Origin of the sequence: Bordetella genomosp. 8 (genome assembly GCF_002119685.1) — a bacterium.
GTDB lineage: Bacteria > Pseudomonadota > Gammaproteobacteria > Burkholderiales > Burkholderiaceae_B > Bordetella_C.
In genome coordinates, this window is the sequence record NZ_CP021108.1 from 3,708,541 (window position 1) to 3,728,893 (window position 20,353).

23 protein-coding genes are annotated in these 20,353 nt (G+C 59.5%); 9 read left to right on the top strand and 14 right to left on the bottom strand.

From position 1 onward, the window contains the following. Positions 1-67: 67 nt before the first annotated feature. A complete protein-coding gene (locus CAL12_RS16870; RefSeq protein ID WP_086065693.1) occupies positions 68-973 on the top strand; it encodes an alpha/beta fold hydrolase in 906 nt (301 codons plus the stop codon). A 66-nt stretch (positions 974-1,039) separates the two neighbouring features. On the opposite strand, the gene CAL12_RS16875 is transcribed toward CAL12_RS16870, so the two are convergent. Continuing rightward, positions 1,040-1,855 carry an SDR family NAD(P)-dependent oxidoreductase gene (locus CAL12_RS16875; RefSeq protein ID WP_086065694.1) on the bottom strand — a complete coding sequence of 272 codons (816 nt, stop codon included), beginning with the start codon at positions 1,853-1,855 and terminating at the stop codon, positions 1,040-1,042. Positions 1,856-2,058: 203 nt separating this feature from the next. On the opposite strand from CAL12_RS16875, the gene CAL12_RS16880 reads away from it, so the two are divergent. Further along, on the top strand, positions 2,059-3,006 hold the full coding sequence (locus CAL12_RS16880) for a GlxA family transcriptional regulator (protein WP_086065695.1): 948 nt from the start codon (positions 2,059-2,061) through the stop codon (positions 3,004-3,006). A gap of 12 nt (positions 3,007-3,018) precedes the next feature. On the opposite strand, the gene CAL12_RS16885 is transcribed toward CAL12_RS16880, so the two are convergent. The 4 genes from CAL12_RS16885 to CAL12_RS16905 all read right to left on the bottom strand — a co-directional run bounded on the left by CAL12_RS16885 (position 3,019) and on the right by CAL12_RS16905 (position 6,305). After that, positions 3,019-3,408, bottom strand: coding sequence for a tautomerase family protein (locus CAL12_RS16885; protein WP_086065696.1), 390 nt, complete (start codon positions 3,406-3,408; stop codon positions 3,019-3,021). Positions 3,409-3,909: 501 nt separating this feature from the next. Then, complete coding sequence (locus CAL12_RS16895) at positions 3,910-4,467, bottom strand: carboxymuconolactone decarboxylase family protein (RefSeq protein WP_086065697.1); 558 nt, start codon at positions 4,465-4,467, stop codon at positions 3,910-3,912. Positions 4,468-4,625: 158 nt separating this feature from the next. Continuing rightward, the gene (locus tag CAL12_RS16900; protein WP_086065698.1) at positions 4,626-5,537 is read right to left on the bottom strand and encodes a LysR family transcriptional regulator; all 912 of its coding nucleotides are present in this window, start codon (positions 5,535-5,537) and stop codon (positions 4,626-4,628) included. Further along, positions 5,538-6,305, bottom strand: a complete 768-nt coding sequence (locus CAL12_RS16905) for a helix-turn-helix domain-containing protein (protein WP_086067948.1) — start codon at positions 6,303-6,305, stop codon at positions 5,538-5,540. It abuts the gene before it with no gap. A gap of 157 nt (positions 6,306-6,462) precedes the next feature. Here CAL12_RS16905 and CAL12_RS16910 point away from each other — a divergent pair, with 157 nt between their 5' ends. Next, a complete protein-coding gene (locus CAL12_RS16910; protein WP_086065699.1) occupies positions 6,463-7,293 on the top strand; it encodes an NAD-dependent epimerase/dehydratase family protein in 831 nt (276 codons plus the stop codon). Between the two features lie 5 nt (positions 7,294-7,298). Here CAL12_RS16910 and CAL12_RS16915 read toward each other — a convergent pair whose 3' ends face one another. Further along, entirely contained in the window at positions 7,299-8,057 is a 759-nt protein-coding gene (locus tag CAL12_RS16915) for an SDR family oxidoreductase (RefSeq protein WP_086065700.1), read from the bottom strand. A 139-nt stretch (positions 8,058-8,196) separates the two neighbouring features. Between CAL12_RS16915 and CAL12_RS16920 the strand changes: the two genes are divergently transcribed. Beyond that, positions 8,197-9,099, top strand: a complete 903-nt coding sequence (locus CAL12_RS16920; protein ID WP_086065701.1) for a LysR family transcriptional regulator — start codon at positions 8,197-8,199, stop codon at positions 9,097-9,099. Continuing rightward, positions 9,100-9,996, top strand: coding sequence for an oxidoreductase (locus CAL12_RS16925; protein ID WP_086065702.1), 897 nt, complete (start codon positions 9,100-9,102; stop codon positions 9,994-9,996). 43 nt (positions 9,997-10,039) lie between these two features. Here the strand turns inward: CAL12_RS16925 and CAL12_RS16930 are convergent, their stop codons facing one another. Continuing rightward, on the bottom strand, positions 10,040-10,777 hold the full coding sequence (locus CAL12_RS16930; RefSeq protein ID WP_086065703.1) for an SDR family NAD(P)-dependent oxidoreductase: 738 nt from the start codon (positions 10,775-10,777) through the stop codon (positions 10,040-10,042). A gap of 148 nt (positions 10,778-10,925) precedes the next feature. Between CAL12_RS16930 and CAL12_RS16935 the strand changes: the two genes are divergently transcribed. Beyond that, a complete protein-coding gene (locus CAL12_RS16935; RefSeq protein WP_198298262.1) occupies positions 10,926-11,306 on the top strand; it encodes a winged helix-turn-helix transcriptional regulator in 381 nt (126 codons plus the stop codon). Between the two features lie 78 nt (positions 11,307-11,384). Here CAL12_RS16935 and CAL12_RS16940 read toward each other — a convergent pair whose 3' ends face one another. Beyond that, positions 11,385-12,164, bottom strand: coding sequence for an SDR family NAD(P)-dependent oxidoreductase (locus CAL12_RS16940; RefSeq protein WP_232464551.1), 780 nt, complete (start codon positions 12,162-12,164; stop codon positions 11,385-11,387). 118 nt (positions 12,165-12,282) lie between these two features. Here CAL12_RS16940 and CAL12_RS16945 point away from each other — a divergent pair, with 118 nt between their 5' ends. Together CAL12_RS16945 and CAL12_RS28320 are read left to right on the top strand one after the other, a co-directional pair. Further along, entirely contained in the window at positions 12,283-12,816 is a 534-nt protein-coding gene (locus tag CAL12_RS16945) for a TetR/AcrR family transcriptional regulator (RefSeq protein WP_269768441.1), read from the top strand. A gap of 163 nt (positions 12,817-12,979) precedes the next feature. Next, positions 12,980-13,150 (top strand): hypothetical protein, encoded by a 171-nt coding sequence (locus CAL12_RS28320; protein ID WP_198298263.1) that lies wholly within the window; start codon positions 12,980-12,982, stop codon positions 13,148-13,150. Between the two features lie 664 nt (positions 13,151-13,814). On the opposite strand, the gene CAL12_RS16955 is transcribed toward CAL12_RS28320, so the two are convergent. The 5 genes from CAL12_RS16955 to CAL12_RS16975 all read right to left on the bottom strand — a co-directional run bounded on the left by CAL12_RS16955 (position 13,815) and on the right by CAL12_RS16975 (position 18,200). Beyond that, positions 13,815-14,057: a hypothetical protein gene (locus CAL12_RS16955; RefSeq protein WP_086065708.1), complete on the bottom strand. Its 243-nt coding sequence runs from the start codon at positions 14,055-14,057 to the stop codon at positions 13,815-13,817. Between the two features lie 106 nt (positions 14,058-14,163). Then, positions 14,164-14,628 (bottom strand): hypothetical protein, encoded by a 465-nt coding sequence (locus CAL12_RS16960; protein ID WP_086065709.1) that lies wholly within the window; start codon positions 14,626-14,628, stop codon positions 14,164-14,166. A gap of 679 nt (positions 14,629-15,307) precedes the next feature. Then, positions 15,308-15,958 carry a DUF7002 family protein gene (locus tag CAL12_RS16965; RefSeq protein ID WP_086065710.1) on the bottom strand — a complete coding sequence of 217 codons (651 nt, stop codon included), beginning with the start codon at positions 15,956-15,958 and terminating at the stop codon, positions 15,308-15,310. A 4-nt stretch (positions 15,959-15,962) separates the two neighbouring features. Further along, positions 15,963-17,651: an adenylosuccinate synthetase gene (locus CAL12_RS16970; RefSeq protein WP_086065711.1), complete on the bottom strand. Its 1,689-nt coding sequence runs from the start codon at positions 17,649-17,651 to the stop codon at positions 15,963-15,965. Between the two features lie 3 nt (positions 17,652-17,654). Continuing rightward, on the bottom strand, positions 17,655-18,200 hold the full coding sequence (locus tag CAL12_RS16975; RefSeq protein WP_086065712.1) for a hypothetical protein: 546 nt from the start codon (positions 18,198-18,200) through the stop codon (positions 17,655-17,657). A 945-nt stretch (positions 18,201-19,145) separates the two neighbouring features. On the opposite strand from CAL12_RS16975, the gene CAL12_RS16980 reads away from it, so the two are divergent. Further along, positions 19,146-19,340 carry a hypothetical protein gene (locus tag CAL12_RS16980; RefSeq protein ID WP_157793020.1) on the top strand — a complete coding sequence of 65 codons (195 nt, stop codon included), beginning with the start codon at positions 19,146-19,148 and terminating at the stop codon, positions 19,338-19,340. A 19-nt stretch (positions 19,341-19,359) separates the two neighbouring features. Here CAL12_RS16980 and CAL12_RS16985 read toward each other — a convergent pair whose 3' ends face one another. Next, the gene (locus CAL12_RS16985; protein WP_086065714.1) at positions 19,360-20,352 is read right to left on the bottom strand and encodes an MBL fold metallo-hydrolase; all 993 of its coding nucleotides are present in this window, start codon (positions 20,350-20,352) and stop codon (positions 19,360-19,362) included. Between the last annotated feature and the right edge of the window lies 1 nt (position 20,353).

The window sequence follows — 20,353 nt, forward strand, 5'->3', positions numbered from 1 at the left end:
AAGTACGACACAGTACAGTATTGATGTTAAGGGACAAACCCGCAAGCTTGGGAGGAGCGCTTCAAAGATGGCTGACATGACCGAAGATCGAGACGCCGTCCCGGCATGGCTCGACCAGACGCTCTTTCCCTTCAAGAACCGTTGGATCGATATCGACGGCAATCGCATCCACTATGTCGATGAAGGCAGCGGACCTACCCTGCTCCTGCTCCACGGCAATGGCAGCTGGTCCTTTCTCTACCGGCATATCATCACCAGGCTCGCCCCACATTTTCGCTGCATCGCCTTCGACCATGCGGGTTTCGGGTTGAGCCGGGCCCGACCCGGCTTCACTTTCAAGCCGAGGGAGCACGCGACGGTTCTGGAGGGCCTGGTGCGCGCCCTGTCCCTGAGGGACATCCGCCTCGTCGTGCAGGATTGGGGCGGCCCGATCGGGCTGAGTTTCGCCGGCCTGCGGCCGGACCTCATCGACAAGCTGATCATCTGCAACACCTGGGCGTGGCCCGCCGACGGGATCAAGCACATCGAGAACTGGTCTCGACTTACCGGCGGCGGACTGGGCCGCTTCCTGATCGTCCGCTACAACGCGCTCACCCGGTTCCTCGTACCGATGTCCACGAAACGCAGGCTGACATCGACCGAAAAGGCGGCCTACGCAAGGCCCTATCCGACTCCGGCCTCGCGTATTCCCCACTCGCAGTTCGCCAAAGAGATTCCCGAAAGCCGCGATTTCCTTTCCGAGGTAGAGGCTGGCCTGGCGCGCCTGCGCGACAAGCCCGTCCTCATTCTTTGGGGAGACAACGACCCCGGCTTTCGAGATAGCGAGCGGCAACGCTTCGAAACCGAGTTCCCCGGCGCGGAGGTCCACGTTCTGACCGGCGCCAAGCATTTCGTGCAGGAGGACGCCCCGGCCGAGATCTGTCACGCGATCGAGCAGTTCGAAGCAGCGCACATGGAAGGTAGCCGCCCATGATCGGGGCAACCGTAAGGTCAGCGCTGGCCGCTTGACAGTGTGTCGCCACCTGGGAAGGGATACAGGTCAAGGCTTGGCGGCAGCAACGCGGTAGCGCGGAGCGGGCCTGGCATTGGCGAACTTCGGCGCCAGCGCTCGGCGGTCCGCTTCCCAGCGGGTCCAGTCGTCGCCATCTTGCAGCGTTGGGATAGTCACCCGTTCACCCTGGTCCAGGCCGGCCAGGGCGGCATCCACCAGGTCTTCGGCCGTCATCGTGCTCGCGGCTTCCTTCTGCTTGGCGTAGCCGGCAACATCCCAGAACTCGGTGGCGGTCGCGGCCGGCAGCACGGTCTGGATGCGCACGCCCTTATCCGCCAGGTCGCGCTGAAGTGCGTGGCCGAAGCTCAGGACGTAGGACTTTGACGCGCTGTAGACGCCGTTCAGGGCCTCCACGGCGATGCCGACAGCCGAGCTGATGTTGACGATCGTGCCCGAACCCTTGGCGGCGAAGACGGGTGCGACGGCATAGGTCAAGCGCGTCAACGCGGTGATGTTCAAGTCGATCATCGCTTCCATCTCGTCGGCATCGCTGTTCAGGATCGAAGCGACCGAGCCGACGCCGGCATTATTCACCAGCAAGGTAATGCTCTTGTCATTGCGCAGGATGCTCTCGATCTTCGCGAGATCGGCCTTGTCGTTGAGGTCGGCGGGGATGGCGCTCATGGAGCGGCCGGTTTCCGCGGCCAGCCGCGAAGCCAGCGCCGAGAGCCGCTCGGCATTGCGCGCGACCAGGATGAGATCGTAGCCACGCTTGGCGAGACGGTCGGCGTATACGGCGCCGATACCGGCGGAGGCGCCGGTAATCAGCGCAGTTCCTTTGTGGGTGGTGCTGGAGGAGGTCATGAGTGGTTTCCTTGTTGACGGGTGCATCCGACAGGGTGCCGGGCTGGATGTCATTCTGACCACACCTCCCCGCTTCCTCAATGACGTATATGCAATGATTCAGGTCATTGCCCCTGACCGCTATCTCTGCGACGAGCGTACCCGTCGCGGTATCTCTTTCATGATATGTTCAACGAATCAGGACAACCCTGTATAGCATCGTCATGCACACCATCGGACTCGTCGTTTATCCGAATTTCCAGGCCCTCGGCCTCGCCGTGGCGAGCGTGTTCGAATACGCCAATCTCTTGCGCGGGGAAAGGACGTATCACTTTCGGCTGGTGTCGGAGGATGGCGGCCCCGTGATGACGTCCCAGAGCTTTTCCGTCAATACGGATCGGCTTCGGGACTCGGCGTACGACACGCTCATCGTGGCCGGCGACAATGACTGCCGCCTGCCCCCGGCCAGCCTGCTGGACTACATACACAATGCGCCCAATGAAAGCAGGCGGGTCGCTTCCATCTGCACTGGCACGTTTGTCCTGGCCGCTGCGAGCCTGCTCGACGGCAAGCACGCGACGACGCATTGGTTCCATGCGCAAGCATTCAGAAAGCAGTATCCCAAGGTATTGCTCGACGAGGACCGCATCTTCGTGATCGATGGGCAGATATGGACTTCCGCGGGCATGACGGCGGGCGTCGATCTCGCACTCGCAATCGTAGAAAAGGACTTCGGGTTGGAGACGGCCCGCATGGTCGCGCGCAAGCTCGTGGTGTATCAACGTCGTGGCGGCGGCCAATCACAGTTCTCCGCACTGCTCGAACTGGACGCGAAATCCGATCGGGTCCAGCTGGCTCTGGCTCATGCCCGGGAGAACCTTGGCAGCAATCTGTCGGTGGAGTCCTTGGCCGAAGTCGCGCGGCTGAGCCCTCGTCAGTTCAGCCGCGTATTCCGGGAAGAGACAGGCCAATCGCCCGCCAAGGCTATCGAGCGTCTTCGCGTCGAAGCCGCCCGGTTGATGATGGAGACCACCCGTCACCCGATCGAAGTGATTGCGCGCGAAACCGGTTTCGGAGACCGCGAGCGCATGCGACAGGCATTTCTGCGCGCATTCGGACAGCCGCCGCAGGCGATACAGCGCACCTCGGGCGGCGCGGGGCGGCTACATTGATGACCGCACCGCCTAGGCCTCGTTCTCCGACCACTCAGGGCTGAAGCCACCCAAAGTCGGGTGGTACATCTCGTCGCCGGAATGTTGCGTGAACTCGACGTTCAGCCGGTCTTCCCGCAGGCCAAGAATAGCGATGCAATCGGCGCACAGGGCCTTCGCAACTTCCATCCGCAATTCCGACGGTCGCCCCCTGCGGATGTCGCACATCAGGACGGAGACCGGGACGGCCTCGCCGTCCACCGTCCGCCAAACGCCACCTTCGCCAACCTCCCTGATTGCGATGCTGATGCGGCGGATATCGACCGTCATGAGATCGGCGTAGGTCGTCGCCATCTTCCTGGCGAGTTTCTGTTTGACGTCGACGGGATAGCTGTCGTTCACGTCCAGCTGTAGGTAAGGCATCACGCACCTCCTGAGTCACCCAATGGGGGTTGCTGCAAGGCATACGCGAACGATAACCACGTGGGAATGCATGCATACGCCAACAAACAGGAATTTGATTGCATATGCCACTACCTGTCAAGGTGATGTTTGGGCGGTTCCGCGCCGGGAATGACAAAGGTGCTTCGCGGTATCGGCCGGGCCACAGCCTTAATGCTGGCCGTGGCAGGAGCGCAAGTCCTGGTTCACTACGGCAGCGGCGAGAAAGAGGCGACCGCCGTGGTCGACGAGATCCAGCACGCGGCGCGCGCAGAATCTATTCGCAGACATCACGCGCGGCTGGCCAAGTTTCCCTTCGCCGCTGGTACGACGCCGTCTCGCATCGCGACAGCGCAGCGGCTTGAGCACAGCCCGTACACGCCGCTGACGAACGCGCGCATGGAGAATTGCGCGTGGTCAGAACGGAGCAACCCTTCGAGACCAGGTAGCCGGACGCTTCATATGACGCCCTCCCCCCGGACTTCAGGCGGCCTGACGGGCCCTGGTTTGACGCGGCGGGAACGTCGCGTCGATGTCGGTCTTGAACGTGTTGTTGAAGAGGTTGGTGATGAAGCTGAAAGCGGTCTCGGCGACGATGTCGACGATCTGCTCGTCGGTGTAACCCGCGGCACGCACTGCTTCGATATCCGCGTCTTCAATGTGACCGCGCGACGTGGCGATCTTGTAGGCGAACTGCAGCGCCGTGTCGGCCTTGGGATCGGTCGAATGACCGTCACGATTGAGTTCCATGTCTTCCGGCGTCAGCCCCTGCAGCTTCGCGCCGAGGTAGGTGTGCGCCGACAGGCAGTAGTTGCAGCCGTTCACTTCGGCGGTCATCACGTGGATGCGTTCCCGAGTCTTGTGGCCGAGACTCTTGCCGAGTGCGCCGTGCATGTCGGCGATCGCCTTCAGGGCGTCAGGAGATTTCGAGATCAGGGCGAAGAAGTTCGGGATCACGCCGAGAACTTTTTCGTAGTTCGCGAGGATCGGTTGCGCTTTGGCGGGAGCGGCTTCTTTCGAGGGGATTGCAAGGCGGGCCATGAGATTTCTCCGTTAATCCGAGCCACCGTGGCTTCGGTAGGAGAAATAGTACAGACTTCCATTCAAGACAATAATTAGTCAATTTTGAGAACCAGTATTCCATCAAATGAAAGTATTAAGGAACTGGAAAAAAGCGCATTCGGCAAGGCGGAGGCCCGTCAGGCCCCACCCAGCTCGGACATCGCCGACCGCAACCGGTCGACTGCGAAGTCGAGGAAGACTCTCATCTTGAGCGGCAACAGCCCGCGCTCCCCATGGACGAGACTCACAGGTATCGACTCGACATCGAACTTCGGAAGGACGTGGACAAGCTCCCCTGCGCGGAGCGCGGCATCGCAGTGGTAGCGGTACACCCTCGTCAAACCGGTGTGACGGAGCGCCGCCTGTACCGCGGCCTCGGCGGTGGTCACCGACAGGCGCGGGATGATGTTGACGCTGAAATCACGTTTGGTCGCCGGATCCCGAAACCACCATGTTGCGGTGGAAGGGCCAGCGAAGACAACGCATGGAAGCTTTTCCAGGTCACTCGGGCGTTTTGGCTTGCCGTGCGCAGCAAGCAGGTCCGGCGAAGCACACACCAGTGTATCCATCGCGCCAACACGGGTTGCGATCATGTTGCTGTCCGGCAAGATGCCGATGCGGACTGCCATGTCAACGTGATCATCGTAGATATGAAGGTTCCGATCGGAGAGAACCAACCGCACGTTGATCTCGGGATAGGCAGCCAGGAAGTCGGTGACAATGGGCAAGATATACATATGGCCGAACAGCACTGGCGCGGTGAGAACCAGTTCTCCCCGAGGAGTGTTGTACTCGCCAGCCGCAGCTCGTTCGATTTCCTCGATGTCTTCCATGACACGTTTGACCGACTCGACATAAGCTTGGCCGGCATCGGTCAAGGTCAGCTTGCGCGTCGAACGATGCAGCAGCTTCGTGCCGAGGTACTCTTCGAGTTCCGTGACCTTCCGGCTAACGGTCGGCAGCGGCATATTCAAGGCCTTTGCGGCCGCGGTAAGACTACCTTTTTCGACCGTGAGCAGCACGATAGCCATCGCTTCCAGCCTGTCCATTCAATATTCCACCCAATGAAAGACCTCCAACGGGCCTAGCTTTCGGTCATGAGCGACGCTGATTTCGTGAATAAACGCCTCGGGCGTCACACCCGTGAAGTGGCGAAATTCTTCGATGAGGTGGGCCTGATCGTAAAACCCGGCTTCCGCGGCGATGCTCGCCCAGTTCGTGCGGCGGTCCGCACGCGCCAGGTCGGTCGCACGCGAAAACCGCCTCAGCCTGGAGAACATCTTGGGGCTCATGCCAACCGCTTCGATAAACACGCGCCGCAGATGCCGCTCGCTGATGCCGAGGCCGGCCGCAACCTCGTACACATTGGCGTCGAGCAACTTTCTTGCGGCTTCGCGCACGAGCAACGTGCGATCGCCAGGAGGCCGGTCGGGCAAGCACCGTCCCGCAATCGCGCGTTCGAGAATACGCGCAGCGTCGTTGGGGCTAGCCGCCGAGGCAAGCTGGTCGTATATCGCTCGCGCTTCACTTGCGCCCCAGACGTCTTCGACCGGCACGATAAGGCCCGAGACCGCGGATGCCGGCATCCCGAGCACCGCGGCGGCGGTTCCCAATTGAAGACGCGCGACGACAGTCAATTGCCCCTTGCGAATAGTCTTGCGCGTGACGTACCGACGGGCGCCGAGCACATGCATGTCCAATCCTCGCTGGGCCGAAGCTCCCACCCTGACGACGAGATGCACCTCCGGACGAGGAATCGCTACCATCGACTCGTTCGCAACGCATTCGTCGACGATCATCGATTCGATAAAGGACATGGGGTGCCTGCGCGACATGGAAACGGGATGCATGGCCTTATAGTAGACGACGCCTGGCCGTCGCACGACGCGGGCTCGCCCTGTCCGTTTTTTCCAATGCATGCCCGCCATAGCCCGATACAGTTTGCGTATCTCGCACCTTGGCTGGAGGCCTTGCATGACAATTCTCGTGACCGGTGCAACCGGAAAAGTCGGTAGCCGCCTCGTCAAACGGCTGGTACAGCGCGGCGACCGCGTGCGTGCCCTGATACGCGACCGCACTCGTGCGGCTGAACTGAACACGAATCAGGTCGAGCTCATCGAAGGCGACCTTCTCGATCCCGATTCGCTGCGTGCGGCGGTGCGCGACGCGGATGCAATCGTCCACTGCGCGGCGTTCTTTCGCGGTGCGACGCCGGAGCAAGCTCATAGCGTCAACGATCTGGGAACGCAGTCGCTTGCCGTCGCCGCGCGCGACGCCGGCGTGAAGCGGTTCGTTTTCCTGAGCACAGGCCTCGTCTATGGTTCAACCGGCGGACGCCCTGCATCGGAAGACGACGCTTGCGCGCCGACGGTCGCCTATCCGGTGAGCAAGCTGGCCGCCGAGGGCTTTCTTCTAGGTATGGAACACCTGGATGTGCGCGTGCTGCGTCTGCCCTTCGTCTACGGCGACGGCGATCCGCATATTGCGGAAATCGTGCCCCACATGCAGGGATGGCGGCCAACTCAGCGGATGTCGATCGGCCACCACGCGGACATCGCCCAGGCCGTGATGCGCTTGCTCGACAAGCCGGACCCGACGTATCGCATCTATAACGTGGCCGACGACGACGCGCCCGAGATTGCCGAACTACTGGCGGCGGTGGGCGCCACGCCGCCGGACGGATCGGCGGCCGAACGTGGCGCGGCATTCGATGCGCTACTCGACTGTCGCCGCATTCGCGACGATCTCGGCTTCAAGGCAATTTTCCCGCGTCTCGCGGATGCGATTGCGGCGGGCGCCCTCTAGCACCGTCAGTTGGCTGTATTCAACAGCCTGCCGCCATCCACGACAAGCTCCGCACCAAGCGTCCAGGCCGATTCGTCGGAGGCAAGATAGATCACCGCTTTTGCCACTTCGTCTGGCTTGCCGAAACGGCCGAACGGGATGGTGCGCACGATGTCCTGATTGACCTGGTCGCGATAAGCGTCGGGAATACCGAGCTTATCGTACAGCGGGGTTTCGACCGGGCCGGGACTGACCGCATTGACGCGCACACCGCGATCCAGCAGTTCGCTCGACAGCGTCTTGGAGAAGTTGAGGAACGCCGCCTTGGTCGCCGCATACACCGATGAACGCGCCGCGCCGACGTGCGCATTGATCGACGTGTTCAGCACGACCGACGCAGGATTGGAAAAAACCGGCAGCAGCGCCTGGATCAGAAAGTACGGTCCCTTGACGTTGATGGCGAACGAGCGATCGAACGTATCTTCCGTCCATGCCTCGATCGGTTGCCAGACCGAAACGCCCGCATTGAGGAAAGCGACGTCGAGCTGGCCGTAGTGCGCCTTGACGGCTTCGGCAAGCTGGCATTGCGCCGCGACGTCGGCGGAGTCGGCACGCAGTGCGAGCACGTCGGGGCCTAGCTCCGCCCGCGCCCTGGCGATGCTATCGGGGTTGTTGCCGGTGATGACGACGCGCGCGCCTTCCGCGAGAAATTGCTTCGCTGTGGCCAGGCCAATACCGGTGGTGCCCCCGGTAATGAGGGTGCGTTTGCCTTGCAGACGGGACATGATGGTGCTCCTGAGTGAACGATGCCAGCGCGCGGATGCGCGGCTGGCCCAGTCCGCAGGATGAACCCATGCCCCAGATAGGATAAGACTCGATAGCGACATATAATTCATGCCTGAATTGCATGAATAGAGGGCTGATTTGGATCGCTTCCTGCTGATGACCTGCTTCGTGCGAGCCGTGGAAACAGGCAGCTTTTCCGCGGCGGCGCGGGACCTGGGCCTCGGCCAGCCCAATGTGAGCCGGTATGTCGCCGCGCTGGAAGAGCATTTGCAAACGAGGCTGTTACTTCGTACGACGCGCCGGCTTACGCTGACCCCCGAAGGCGAGCGCTATTACGCAGAAACCCGCCAGATACTCGACGCGGTTGCGGAGTCGGAATCCTCCCTGCGCGACGAGGCCGAGCCCACCGGCCTGCTGCGCGTCGCATGTCCAACCGCATTGGCGCACACCTTCGTCCTGCCACAGGTGCCGGCGTTCCTCGCGCGGTACCCCGGCCTTGCGCTCGATCTTCAGATTGGTGATCGCTATGTCAACCTCGTCGACGAAGGCGCGGAACTGGCGATCCGCATCGGGCATCTCGAGGACAGCGCGTTACGCGCGCGCCGCATTGGACAGTTCGAGCGTATATGCGTCGCGAGCACCACTTACCTTGCCCGTCATGGTGTGCCGCGCGAGCCGGCCGATCTGCGCACGCATGACTGCATCGTCTACACGCTGTTATCGTCGGGAAGCAGCTGGCACTTCCGGGACGGCGACATTCCCGTCTCGGGAAGACTTCGGGTCAACTCGCCGCAAGCGGTCCAGGAAGCGGTCGATGCCGGCGTCGGTGTCGCCTACGGGCCGGCATGGTTGTTCGAGGCGGGGCTGGCCAGCGGCAACCTGCAACGGGTGCTGCCCGGCTACGAAGCACCGCTCGTACCGATCCAGATTCTGTATGCGGCGAACCGCCTTTTGCCCAGGCGCGCCATGGTATTCATGGATTTCATCGCTAAAGTGTTTGCAGGCATCGGCACACTCAACGCAATTGGGACGGCACGCTAAATGACGATTTCAGAAAATCCAACCATCGCCCTGATTGGGCCCGGGGCCATCGGTACGACCGTGGCGGCGGCCCTGCACGAGGCCGGGCGCACACCCGCCATTTTCGGCCGCTCGGCGCACGAACGCCTGGAACTGCGCTTCGACGGCGGTCATATCGTGGTACCGGGACCCGTGCGCACCAATCCGGCCGACGTTAAAGCAACGTTCGACCTGGTTTTTGTCGCGGTGAAGTCCACACAGGTGGACGCCGCAGCATCGTGGCTTTCTGCCCTGTGCGGAAACAGGACCGTGGTCTGCGTATTGCAAAACGGCGTTGAACAGGAAACGCTCTTTGCCCCATATGTGCCTGGTAGCGCAGTCCTGCCCTCGGTGGTGTGGTTTCCTGCTCAACGCGAGCACGACGCCTCGGTCTGGCTGCGGGCCAAGGCGCGGATTACATTGCCAGACACGCCAGGGAGCAGCATCGTCCAGACGGCCTTGAGAGGCACCCGGTGTTCAGTCGACGTCGTGGCGGACTTCAAGTCCGTCGCGTGGCGCAAGCTTCTACAGAACGCGGTCGCCGGCTTGATGGTACTCGCAGGGCGTCGCGCTGGCATGTATTCCCGTGCCGACATTGCCGGGTTGGCACTCGCGTATTTGCAGGAATGTCTTGAGGTTGCCCGGGCAGAGGGTGCGACGCTGGGCGACGAGGTTCCGCAAGAGATCGTAGACGCCTTCCAAGGCTACCCGGCCGACCTCGGCACTTCGATACTCGCCGACCGGCAGGCTGACCGCCCGCTTGAATGGGACTGCCGAAACGGGGTCGTGCAGCGACGGGGGCGATTGCACGGTATCCCTACCCCGATCAGCGATCTCGTCGTCCCGCTTCTTGCGGCCGCGAGCGATGGACCTGGCTGACATTTCTGCCATTGAGCGAAGTCACTTCGCTCAGTGGCCCCCTTCAAACCTGCGCCATCCCACCGTCAACGGCCAGTTCAGCGCCAGTCGTGAAACTGCTGTCGTCGCTTGCAAGGAAAAGCGCCGCGGCGGCGACCTCCTCAGCCCTGCCCAGGCGGCCGAGCGGGATGAGTTCGGTTAGCGTATCGCGCACCTCGTCCGAGACGGCGGCGAACATCGCGGTATCGATCGGCCCAGGACTGACGACGTTGACGCGGATGCCCCTGGGCGCAAGTTCGTTCGCCCACGTGCGAGCGAAGGAACGCACCGCGGCCTTGCTGGCGCCATAGACGCCATAACCTTTTGTGCCGATCGCGCCGGCGATTGAGCCGATAAGCACGATCGCCGCACCCGCCGGCATGAGATCGGCGGCGCCTTGCGCGGCGAAAACCAGCGAGCGAACGTTCAGGCCGAAGGTCCTATCGAAATGATCCTCGTCGATGCCGCCCAGCGGCGCGAATTCCGAAATGCCGGCATTGAACACCAGCACGTCGATCCGCCCTGCTTCCAAGCGGACCTTGGCGAAGACCTGTTCAAGATCGACGAGGCTGCCGGCATCGGCGCGAATAGTCCGAATGCTGCCTTCGCCCTGTTGCGGTGACGGTTTTGCAACGCTATCCGTGGCCGCGCGGCTGGTTGCGTAGACCTGCGCGCCCTCGGCCGCGAACCGTTGTGCGATGGCACCCCCAATGCCGCTGCCTCCGCCGATCACGACGGCAACCTTGTTCGCCAGTTTGCTCATAGGAACCTCGTCTGAAATTGATGAGGCTCATGATATACAGATTATACTTACGGTCAATTACGCACTATATATAGCCTAGATATCACTAAGTAAACCTATGCCTGACACTCTCCCGCAGTCACCGGCCCAGCCAAGCACGGCGCACCAGATGGAACATTGCGTCGAGGACGAAGCGCTGATTGATGCCCAAAGGACGCGGCCTATCCTGGAGCACATCGCCAACAAATGGTCGGTGCTGATCCTGACCGTTCTCTGCTCGAGGCCGTCACGCTTCAACCAGATCATGCGCCGTCTCGACGGCATCACGCACAAGGCGCTCGCCGATGCGCTGAAGCGCCTGGAGCGAAACGGCCTGGTCAGGCGAGAAGTGCTGCCCACGACGCCGGTTGGGGTCGAATACACGATCACGCCGCTCGGACGGTCGCTCCAACCGCCTTTCGCCGCGCTCTATGATTGGGCGCTGACCTATGGACCCCAACTGGAACGCGCTCAAGCGGAATACGACAGCGCGCGGGACAATGCACGCTAGCCGCGGATGATCCCGAATTCGACGCTGCCCGGCGTCCCCAGGGCGGTATCGGCTGCGGACAACACCTTCCGCGTCGGCTCAAACCTGCGCGAAACCACCGTCCGCCTGTATATCCGCCCCATTGATATAGCTCGCCGCGTCGGATGCCAGAAAGGCGACGACAGCTCCCATTTCTTCTGGCTGCCCCATACGCCCTGAGGGAACGGCGCCGACGATCCTCTCCTTGTACACCTGCATTGCTTTCGCGTCTGTCAGCGCAGCCGCCAGCGCGGGCGTCTCGACGGGGCCCGGGCTGACAACATTGACCCGAATACGACGGTCCCTCAGTTCAGTGACCCAGGTTCGCGCGAAGCTGCGAATGGCGGCCTTGGTTGCGGCGTAAACGGTGCGCTCGGGCAATCCCTTTGATGCGGTAGCCGAGGACACCAGAATGACCGATGCGCCATCGGTGAGCAGAGGAAGCGCCTGCTGCACGGTATGAATCGTGCCTTTGAAGTTGACGGCAAGTTGGAAGTCCAGGGCGTCGTCCGTAATCGAGCCCAACCCCTGCTTGACCTGCACGCCGGCGTTCGCGACCAGGATGTCGAGCCGGCCGCTGTGCGCGCGCACCGTTTCATAGAGCCGATCCAGGTCGGCGGGCTTGGCGACATCCGCCTGTACGGCGACAGCATTGCTGCCGATTTCCGCTGCTGCCTTGTCGAGCTCAGCCTTCCGGCGTCCACTGATAAAAACGGTAGCCCCATCTTCCGCGAGTTGCCGCGCGATCCCGAACCCGATGCCAGTGGCGCCACCAGTGACGACCGCGACCTTGCCCTTCGAAGACGTACCCATGAACCGCTCCAGTTTTGTAACGTTCATAACATAACCTGCCGCACCTGACCAGGCAAGAGAATTATGTAATGATCATCAAAATTGATAGGATCCTCAGATGGCGCGGCCGCGAATCTTCGACGAAGCACAGGTTCTGGATCGGGCAATGGAAGTTTTTTGGCTCCACGGATACGAAGGAGCATCCATGGCCGAATTGACCAAGGCAATGGGACTCAACTCACCCAGCATCTATGCGGCCTGGGGAAGCAAACGAGGACTCTTTGACGCGGTTCTGGCGCAGTATCGCAGTAGACGAACCGCGCGCCGGGACTATGTTCTGGCTGGAGCAACCGCGCGCGAAGTTGCGGAGCGAATGCTGTTCGACACCATCGATTGGCTCGTCGACCCGAACGAACCCCTGGGTTGTTTCCTGATTCAATCCGGACTTTCAGCCGGCGTCGGCAACGACGATGTTCCCCGCGCCTCGGCTGCCCAACGACATCGAACCAGGGAAGCACTGACGGAACGATTCGAGAAGGCGAAAGCGGATGGCGACTTATCGCCCAGCGCCGACCCAGGGGCGCTGGCGGCGTATCTTCATATGATTGCATTGGGACTCGCCGTTCAGGCACAGGATGGCGTCATCAAGGAACAACTGGAAGAATCGGCCAGGCGCGCTCTGACAGGCTGGCCTGCCTGAACCGCGTCATCCCGGCATAGAAGTTACACCGGGCGAACACGGATACTTCCTGGCGAATCCGGGCGCCGTCGCGCTGAGCAGATCGATGACGTGGCGCTCCGCATAGCGGATACCATCGTCGAACTCGTCCACTTCGGGACAGCCATTGCGCTGGCCCTTCAGTATGGGCTACCGGCTGGTTGAGCTGAGCCCCGATGCCTCGGTGGTGATCGACGCCAGCGACGCGGTGGCCCTAATCATCGCGGCGGGTGGCGGGATTGTATTTCACCGACCTAGCATGGCGCTGGGTCAGCGCTCGTCGCTCGTCGATATGGGCAATGCGGACATCAACTAGGCAGCGGCCAACCTGGCGCGGTCCGACCGCACGGCGTCCTTCAACACCGCAACGATTTGGCTTTCTGTAAACCTGCTTTTCTTCAAGGGAGTCTCCGACTCTTGGAGGCCCCGAAATTCTACTGGCTGATGTCTACGCAGTGGGGGAGCTTACGATCGCACTGAAAGAGCTCGCCGTTCTCGCGAACACAAAACGCGAGGGAGACGCGGCGGCGTGGCTCTCTTGGAGGGTGCTTCATGTCATCCTGAGAGTGCGCACAGATCAGTCCTGCGGGACAGATGAGCGGGCCAGCTCGATGGGAATGAAAGACAGCGGGAGGCGGGAGCCAATCCAGGCACGGCGCGAACAGAACCGAATTGGTATATATGCAGGTGGAAGTACGGATCCACCGCTATCTACTCCAGTTTGGTAAGGCGCGGTCGGCATGGCCGATTTCAAGGAGATTCATGGTGGATGGAGCGACAAGCTACACTTGAGATACTGGACCGTTCATCTTGAAGCGGCCCACAAGAAACGCAGGTCCGGCTACTACCGATTCGACGTGGGTCACGCTGAAACCAGCTCTCCAACCTACAGGAGACCGGCGCTTGCAGAATCCTTGGGCTGGGGCCCATACGATCCGCGAACCTAGCGTCAGTAGCATCGCACACAACCTACGCAGGGCCTAACAGCGACGGTTGGGCTCAGTTGCATTCTGATTGTTCATCTGCGCAACGACCTGGAGTATTGAAATAAGGCTACGGAAGATGACCTTTACTGTCATATAGAGAATGACTGCCGTCGCAAGTATGCAAACAGCTGACACTATCCCTTGATTGTCATGCAAGACCTTTGAAACCACATCGAACGCGCCTTCATCGATATTCACTGCTGTGCTGATCGTGATCAGCGGCTTAATTTCACTCACCTGGTCTCCTACACGTCTGCCGAGTGCTACAGCGGCCCTGATGTGCATTAAAGTGGTTAGCACCGAATTTTTCTAGGAAACAACTCAGGAGAATTCTTGCCAAGTTTCAGCCCTTCAGGCGGGGATCAGGGATCTTTTGCGCCAACACACCATCGCAATACTTGCGCATGTGTTTTCCAAGGGCATTCTCAATAGCCTCAGTGGAAACGTCGCACCGTTTGGCAATTAGCTCGCGCGCCAAGTTCTTGGAGATGCCGTACTCCACGACCAACAAGAAGAACGCCCATCTGACATTAGCGCGTGAAATTTTCGGAATAGCTCCCGCGGACCGTACTGGTGGCTCGAAGTCAGGTTCACCTTCGAAAAGCAAAATAGCGAAGGGACGCGACCACGGGAGGTCCGGGAAGCGCATCGGTTCTGCTGCAACCATACGAACGATCGCAGCGATCAACGTAGGGTTCCAAAGATATTGGTCTGCCTCGATCTCATCCGCCATCTTACGAAGGTGCTGCGCCCGACTATCCATCAACTCATCAATTCGTAGACAGCCGCCAACGATCTTGTCGCTCATTAGTTCGAAGACCGAGGCAGCTACGGTCTCATCTCTCTTTCGTCTCGCTTGACGAGTCAGCTTTACGTTTGCATGCGGCATTGCGCTAGCTCCATGGCTTCCGATGTAGTGGGAGTACTGCTTATAGGTCGAAACGGAAATCGATGGTCGTTAGAAGCGCGGACCAGTCAAGCACGTTACTTCTAACTCGGTGCTCGGGTACTTGTGGGGTCGCAAGACGTCCATGCGTCCAGCTAGAATGGAGGTTCAAGCCGATCCGGGGAGCGCCCGATGCAGGTGGCACGGCCGAACGTACGGTGGTTCTCGTCCGACCAATCCGGCTCAACAGCCAGATTGCCACGGCATCCAGCGTGGACAGTGCGCTGCCAGCAGAAGAGCGCGTATTTCGTCAGCTATGAGTACGTTTATGTGCTGACCGATTAAAATCCTGCGCAGTCGTAATCGAGGAAACGACTTTGAGCACGGAGATGAAGGAGACGCGAGTATTTGACAACAAGCACAAAGGCGCACTAGCGCACACCATCATTCAGCCCAACACGACGGTGGCGCCTGTCATTACACAATCTCGCGTCATCCCGCATTTCCGGCTTGAATCCCATCGAATACATTGGGGTCGACATGCAACCGCGTCGCGCGTATCTTAAGCGGATTCGTATCATACGGACCACGCCGGTCAAGGTTACAGTATCCGACCGAGCACCTCCTCGCCCCTCATTCGATGCACTTCGATCACATAGCGTGCGATATCCGGTACGCTTTGATCGACCACCAGTTCTGCCACCGGCTTAACTGGCTTTCCCGAAGCCTTCGCAGGATAGTCAGCAATCCGACGGAACGTATCCGTCCCGCGCTGGTGGGGTACCGGCCACGTGTTGCCAGAATTCATATGGCAAAGCCATATTCGATCTCTGTAGTGGCGGATGAACGAAGCCGCATCGATTGTCAACACATCATGCTCAAGTGCCCGATAGTCTCTCGCATTGAGCAAACCTATCAATCTCTCCCGTGTCGCCCAAAAGAAAACCTTGGCATTGATCATGCGGTACCACGCTTCCGGGGTAATCCCGTCCTGCAGAGCGGCCAAAAGCCGGCTTCGAGGCATCGGTTTTTGATCACGGAGCACAATTCCTTCCGGATGCTTAGCAAGCACTTCCATTTTTCTCGGACGCTGCATGCTCTCGTAGGGTGCCCGGTCATCACCTTCTAATTGAAAGTAGTCCAGCACAGCACTTGCGCTTAGCAGCCCGCGCGCGCTTATACTCTCCCATGTACCGCACTCCGCCATGTGATATAGCCGCGGGTACAACTCAATCAGTTTATCTATTTCCATGCTGTTATTTTGAGTGGGTACGTGCCATCCAGTTTCGTCGATCAATTAGCGAGCGCAGATCTTCGGTACCATCCTCTTCCCGAGGGAAACGCGTGTTAATAAGGGAAACCGGAGCTTGCGAAACCCGCTCCAGCTCCTCCACGAACTTGATGGTGTCAGGGGTCAACTGTTCGAAACGCCGCGCGTTTCGATTACTAGCGTCGAGATAGTCTGCGAAGGTTAAGACGATATCTGTCGGAGCATTCAGCGCGCAAGCCTTCCGGAATTGCTCCCACTCAAACCATCCGACCCGGCGTTTCCGCTTTGTCGTGGAAGTCTTTTCTGCCCGATGCAACGCCGTTGCGTCAAGCTTTGCACGTTTGGCAATCTCGTCAAACGTTGTATCGTGCTTCAGAGGACCAGATGTATGTCCTTGGTCGCCATCAGGATCGCCCACCCGGATCGGCATCGGCCGTATCACCATCAGGATTTTCCGTACCCGGCTTGGGGAAATGCCAGCCTCGGCAAGACACCCCGCGACATTGGTATCGCGTGAGGTCACATACGGGTAGGTCCCATGGAAAAGACTCAGCCCGCTCCCCTGGGTACCCTCAAGCAGGATAGATTGTCCTTTACGGTAAGCCTCCTCAAGCCTGTCTGCAGTCGTACCATGGTAATTACCTTTCGTACCCACGTACGGTGCGAGCGCCGGAACGTCTTTGGCCATACGAAAATTCGACTTTCCACGGCTCAATATACGTCGCGCTGTCGCCGCGCCGCTGCCGCTACCTGTCGATGCGATCGTCGAAACGAGATGCGCTCCCTCTCTCTCGACATCCTCATCTTCGATGATAGTAGCTTGCGGGTCTATAAAAAGCCGGTCCGGCCCAATATTGCAGTCGCAGATCTCATCAAAGAGCCCCTTCAGGCGAATTGTCATGCCGGGACCAAGCAACAAGCGACTGTCAACGTCGCGCGCACCGGAAGGCAGGTGGTGATAGGTGTATGGTCCCTGCGTGCTCGCGACCGTATGCCCTGCGTTTGGACCGCCAACCCTCACTATGACGTCATATTCGCGAGCGAGGTAAGAAACAACATTACCTTTGCCTTCGCTTCCATACTGACCGCCAATCAGAACGTCAACACAACGAATCTCGGGAGGCGTATAGAGATGCAAGCGGGCAGCCACCCGGACCAGCGTATCCCTTGCATCAGACCGCGTGGTGTAGATACGGACATCAGCATCGTCCTTGAGTGCGCGGATGTCCTCCTCGTCCTTCAGGTGGTCGATCTCGGCATACGCGGGCGCGCCTTCCCGCTGTCCCTCCGTGTGTGCGTAGCGCTCCTGCAGTGTCTGGTTGCTCGCATACAGATGCACATGAATCAAGTCCTCTCCGAAAACCCTCCGAAATTGGGCGACTTGCGCAGGAGTGCTGAGATGGTCAACAACAATCGATCTGTCTGGATCCAGTCCCCTCAAAACCTCTTGGGTCGCGTGAAGCAACCATTTTGAATCGGTGGCTTTGTCGGCTGTCACGCCACGCGCGATCAATGTCTGCCTGTCATCCCAGAATTTTTCCGGATTATCGAGTTTGGCCAATACCTGTCTGGTACGCACTACCCGGAAGTGAAACTCCCTTTCGAGGAGATTTGCCAGCCCTGTCTTGCCACTGCACGTCTTTCCGCTGATGACCACGATCTGGCGATTATGCATGGGTCAGGCTCTCCAAAGATGAATGATCTGCTTTGCGATCTCCAACGCCGAAGCTTGCGAAGTGTCGAAAGTTTGGTCAGCAAAGACACCTAACGAACTGGCGGCCACTTCATTCGGGTGTGCAATCGCGGACGAATAGGTAGGGTCGCCCGCCGAAAGCCCCGCTGCATACCGGACCTGCAGGATCGACTCTGGTGCGTAAAGGTGAACATGCCGCACAGCGTAGGGAGACCACGCCCGGAAGTGCTCGACTTGGCGTGGCTTTCGGACTGCGTCGATCAACCAGCTTTCAGTTGCGGGCGCTGCCTCCATTGCAGGAATAGCGACCGAGTCAACAACCCATGCAAAATCGGTTTCCTGGTCTAGCTGATCGCCGAGATTTTGCATCCACGAACGCGTGACGTCACCGCTCGCTGGGTGAATATGACTCTTGAGATACCCACTGGTGCTAATGCCTTGAAAATTATAATTTTCCTTAAGCACCTGTGCGAGCGAGCTTTTTCCAGACCGCATTTGGCCGCTAAGAAGCAGCAATCGCTTGACCGTCATGACCATTCTCCCGGGTCGGCGCCGTCCCATCGTCCGCAACTGCAAAATTCAAAAATGCGACCAAAGTTACAGATGAGGTAAGCCAGCCAGCGGAAAGATAATCACCCTTTCACCTTTAGTCAATCAATCATCGCTTGATCCGCTGATAGGCGATTAAAGCATGTTGCCGAAACAAATCTTGATCACCTAATACAACATTCATTTGAGTTATCTCGATCGAACTGGCTCCTATGTGAGGCGTTGCAACTGCACGACAGTCCAATCAATGGGGTGCGTCGACCGCCTTTGCTGGGCATGAGCCTGCCCTAATCTTTTGTCGCGACGTGAATTTTAGACAAAGCGAATCCGATTTCACAAGACGGAATGGCGGCTGAACTGTAAAGAAATCGAAGCACACCGAGCAGAGTTGCCGTCGCTGAAGCGGGGCGAGCTGGGCACGCCGGTGCCTGAGCTTTACCGCGAGATGTGTGTTATCGAGGCCGCGTTCTATAACCGGCAAAAAGGCTCTGAAGCCCCGACAGCGCCTTGGACTGGCGGACAACCTGAAGAATCGCTATGACATAGGCGTAACCAAAACATCCGCACGGGTGATGATGTCCGATCGCGGTATCGCTATGAGCATAACAGCGCGACAGCGACGCCCTAATAATGCGCACCCATGAGAGCGCGCACACTAGGGTGCATTATGAATACCTGCACGTGCACTTGATGTCGTGTCGTGAAGGCTATCAGGACAATCAAAAGCGGATTGCCAAGGGGAGAATTGACGCCTGGCGGACGTACTATAACGAGGCTCCTCCCCGCTCCGGACTGAAGCGGCAGATACCTGCCGAATACGCGCGCCAGCATTCGGCCAACGGTTAAAACGCTGTCTCCAATAGGCCGGAAGTTTATACTTCTGATTTGGCCGAGTCGAGATACGGGTCAGGCGATCTGGTGTTCCAAATGGAAGGCATCGATATCCCTGCGGAGAAGCCCTGGATGCGGCGTTGGCTGATCGGCGAGAAGGACGCTGAGGTGCACACGGATATCGCGCTCATCAGAGCCATTCGCGAAAAATTGCCCCAAGTACATCCAGTTCCGGCGCATGACTCCCGAGGCTACGCCGCGATTCCGGTCTACCCCGCATCGGCGCACTGAAAGAGCTCGCCGGACCCGCCTATAGACCCGCGTACACCATCTTCGTGAATTGATCGCCGTTGAACACGAAATTGCCCCATTTGGCGTCGAAAGCGGCCGTAGGTTTGGCGGCGACGATTTCGTCGAGCGATTTTCCCTGTCGTTTCAGCGCGGCCACGTTGTCGCGGACGGCGACCAGCATGTCCCGGAATTCGATCAGCTGAGCGCGCGTGCCGACGGGCCCGTGACCGGGAATGACTATCGTGTGCTCCGTCGTGCGCGCGACAGCCTCGTTGGCCCAATGGATCGCGCCGTCGATGTTGCCGCCGTCTTCATTGTCTATATACGGATAGAAACCGTTCCAGAAGGTGTCTCCCAACGCGAGTACGTCAGCCTTCCTGAAATAAACCCATAGGTCGCCGTCGGTATGCCCACCGCCGAAGTTTTCCACGTCGATTTCGGTTCCTGCGAACGTGAACGTCTTCTTGTGATTGACCAATAGCGTCGGCCGCGCTTCCACTGGAACGGGATAGAAGGTCCAGTTCCATGCATTGACGTGTGTCTTTTCGCTCAGGTGCTTCAGCGTATTTCCGTGCGACACGATGGTGGCCCCCGCCGCATGCATCCATCCGTCGCCATCGGTGTGATCCCAATGCCAGTGCGTGTTCACCACGTACTTCAGCGGTGATGAACTGATATTGTCCAATGCGGCCCGCAGCTTCTCGTGCGACTTGCTGATGCCGGCGTCGACGAGGAACTTGCCTTCCTTGCCGGACAGAACGGTTATGTTGCCACCGGAGCCCATCACCACCGAGATGTCTCCGCGCAAGGGTTCGATCGTGAGATCCGAATCAGCCCGCCGCAGGTATCGGGCGCCTGCACCCGTGTGGAAATAGTCATCGGGCGTCGCCGTTTGGCTGCTGGCAGATAACGCCGTCTGGGCGGTCAGCAGCGAGGTAGCGGCGATGGAGATCGATACCAGCAAGAGCCGGCTCGGTTTATTAACGAACGATTGGATATGGCGACGAGACATG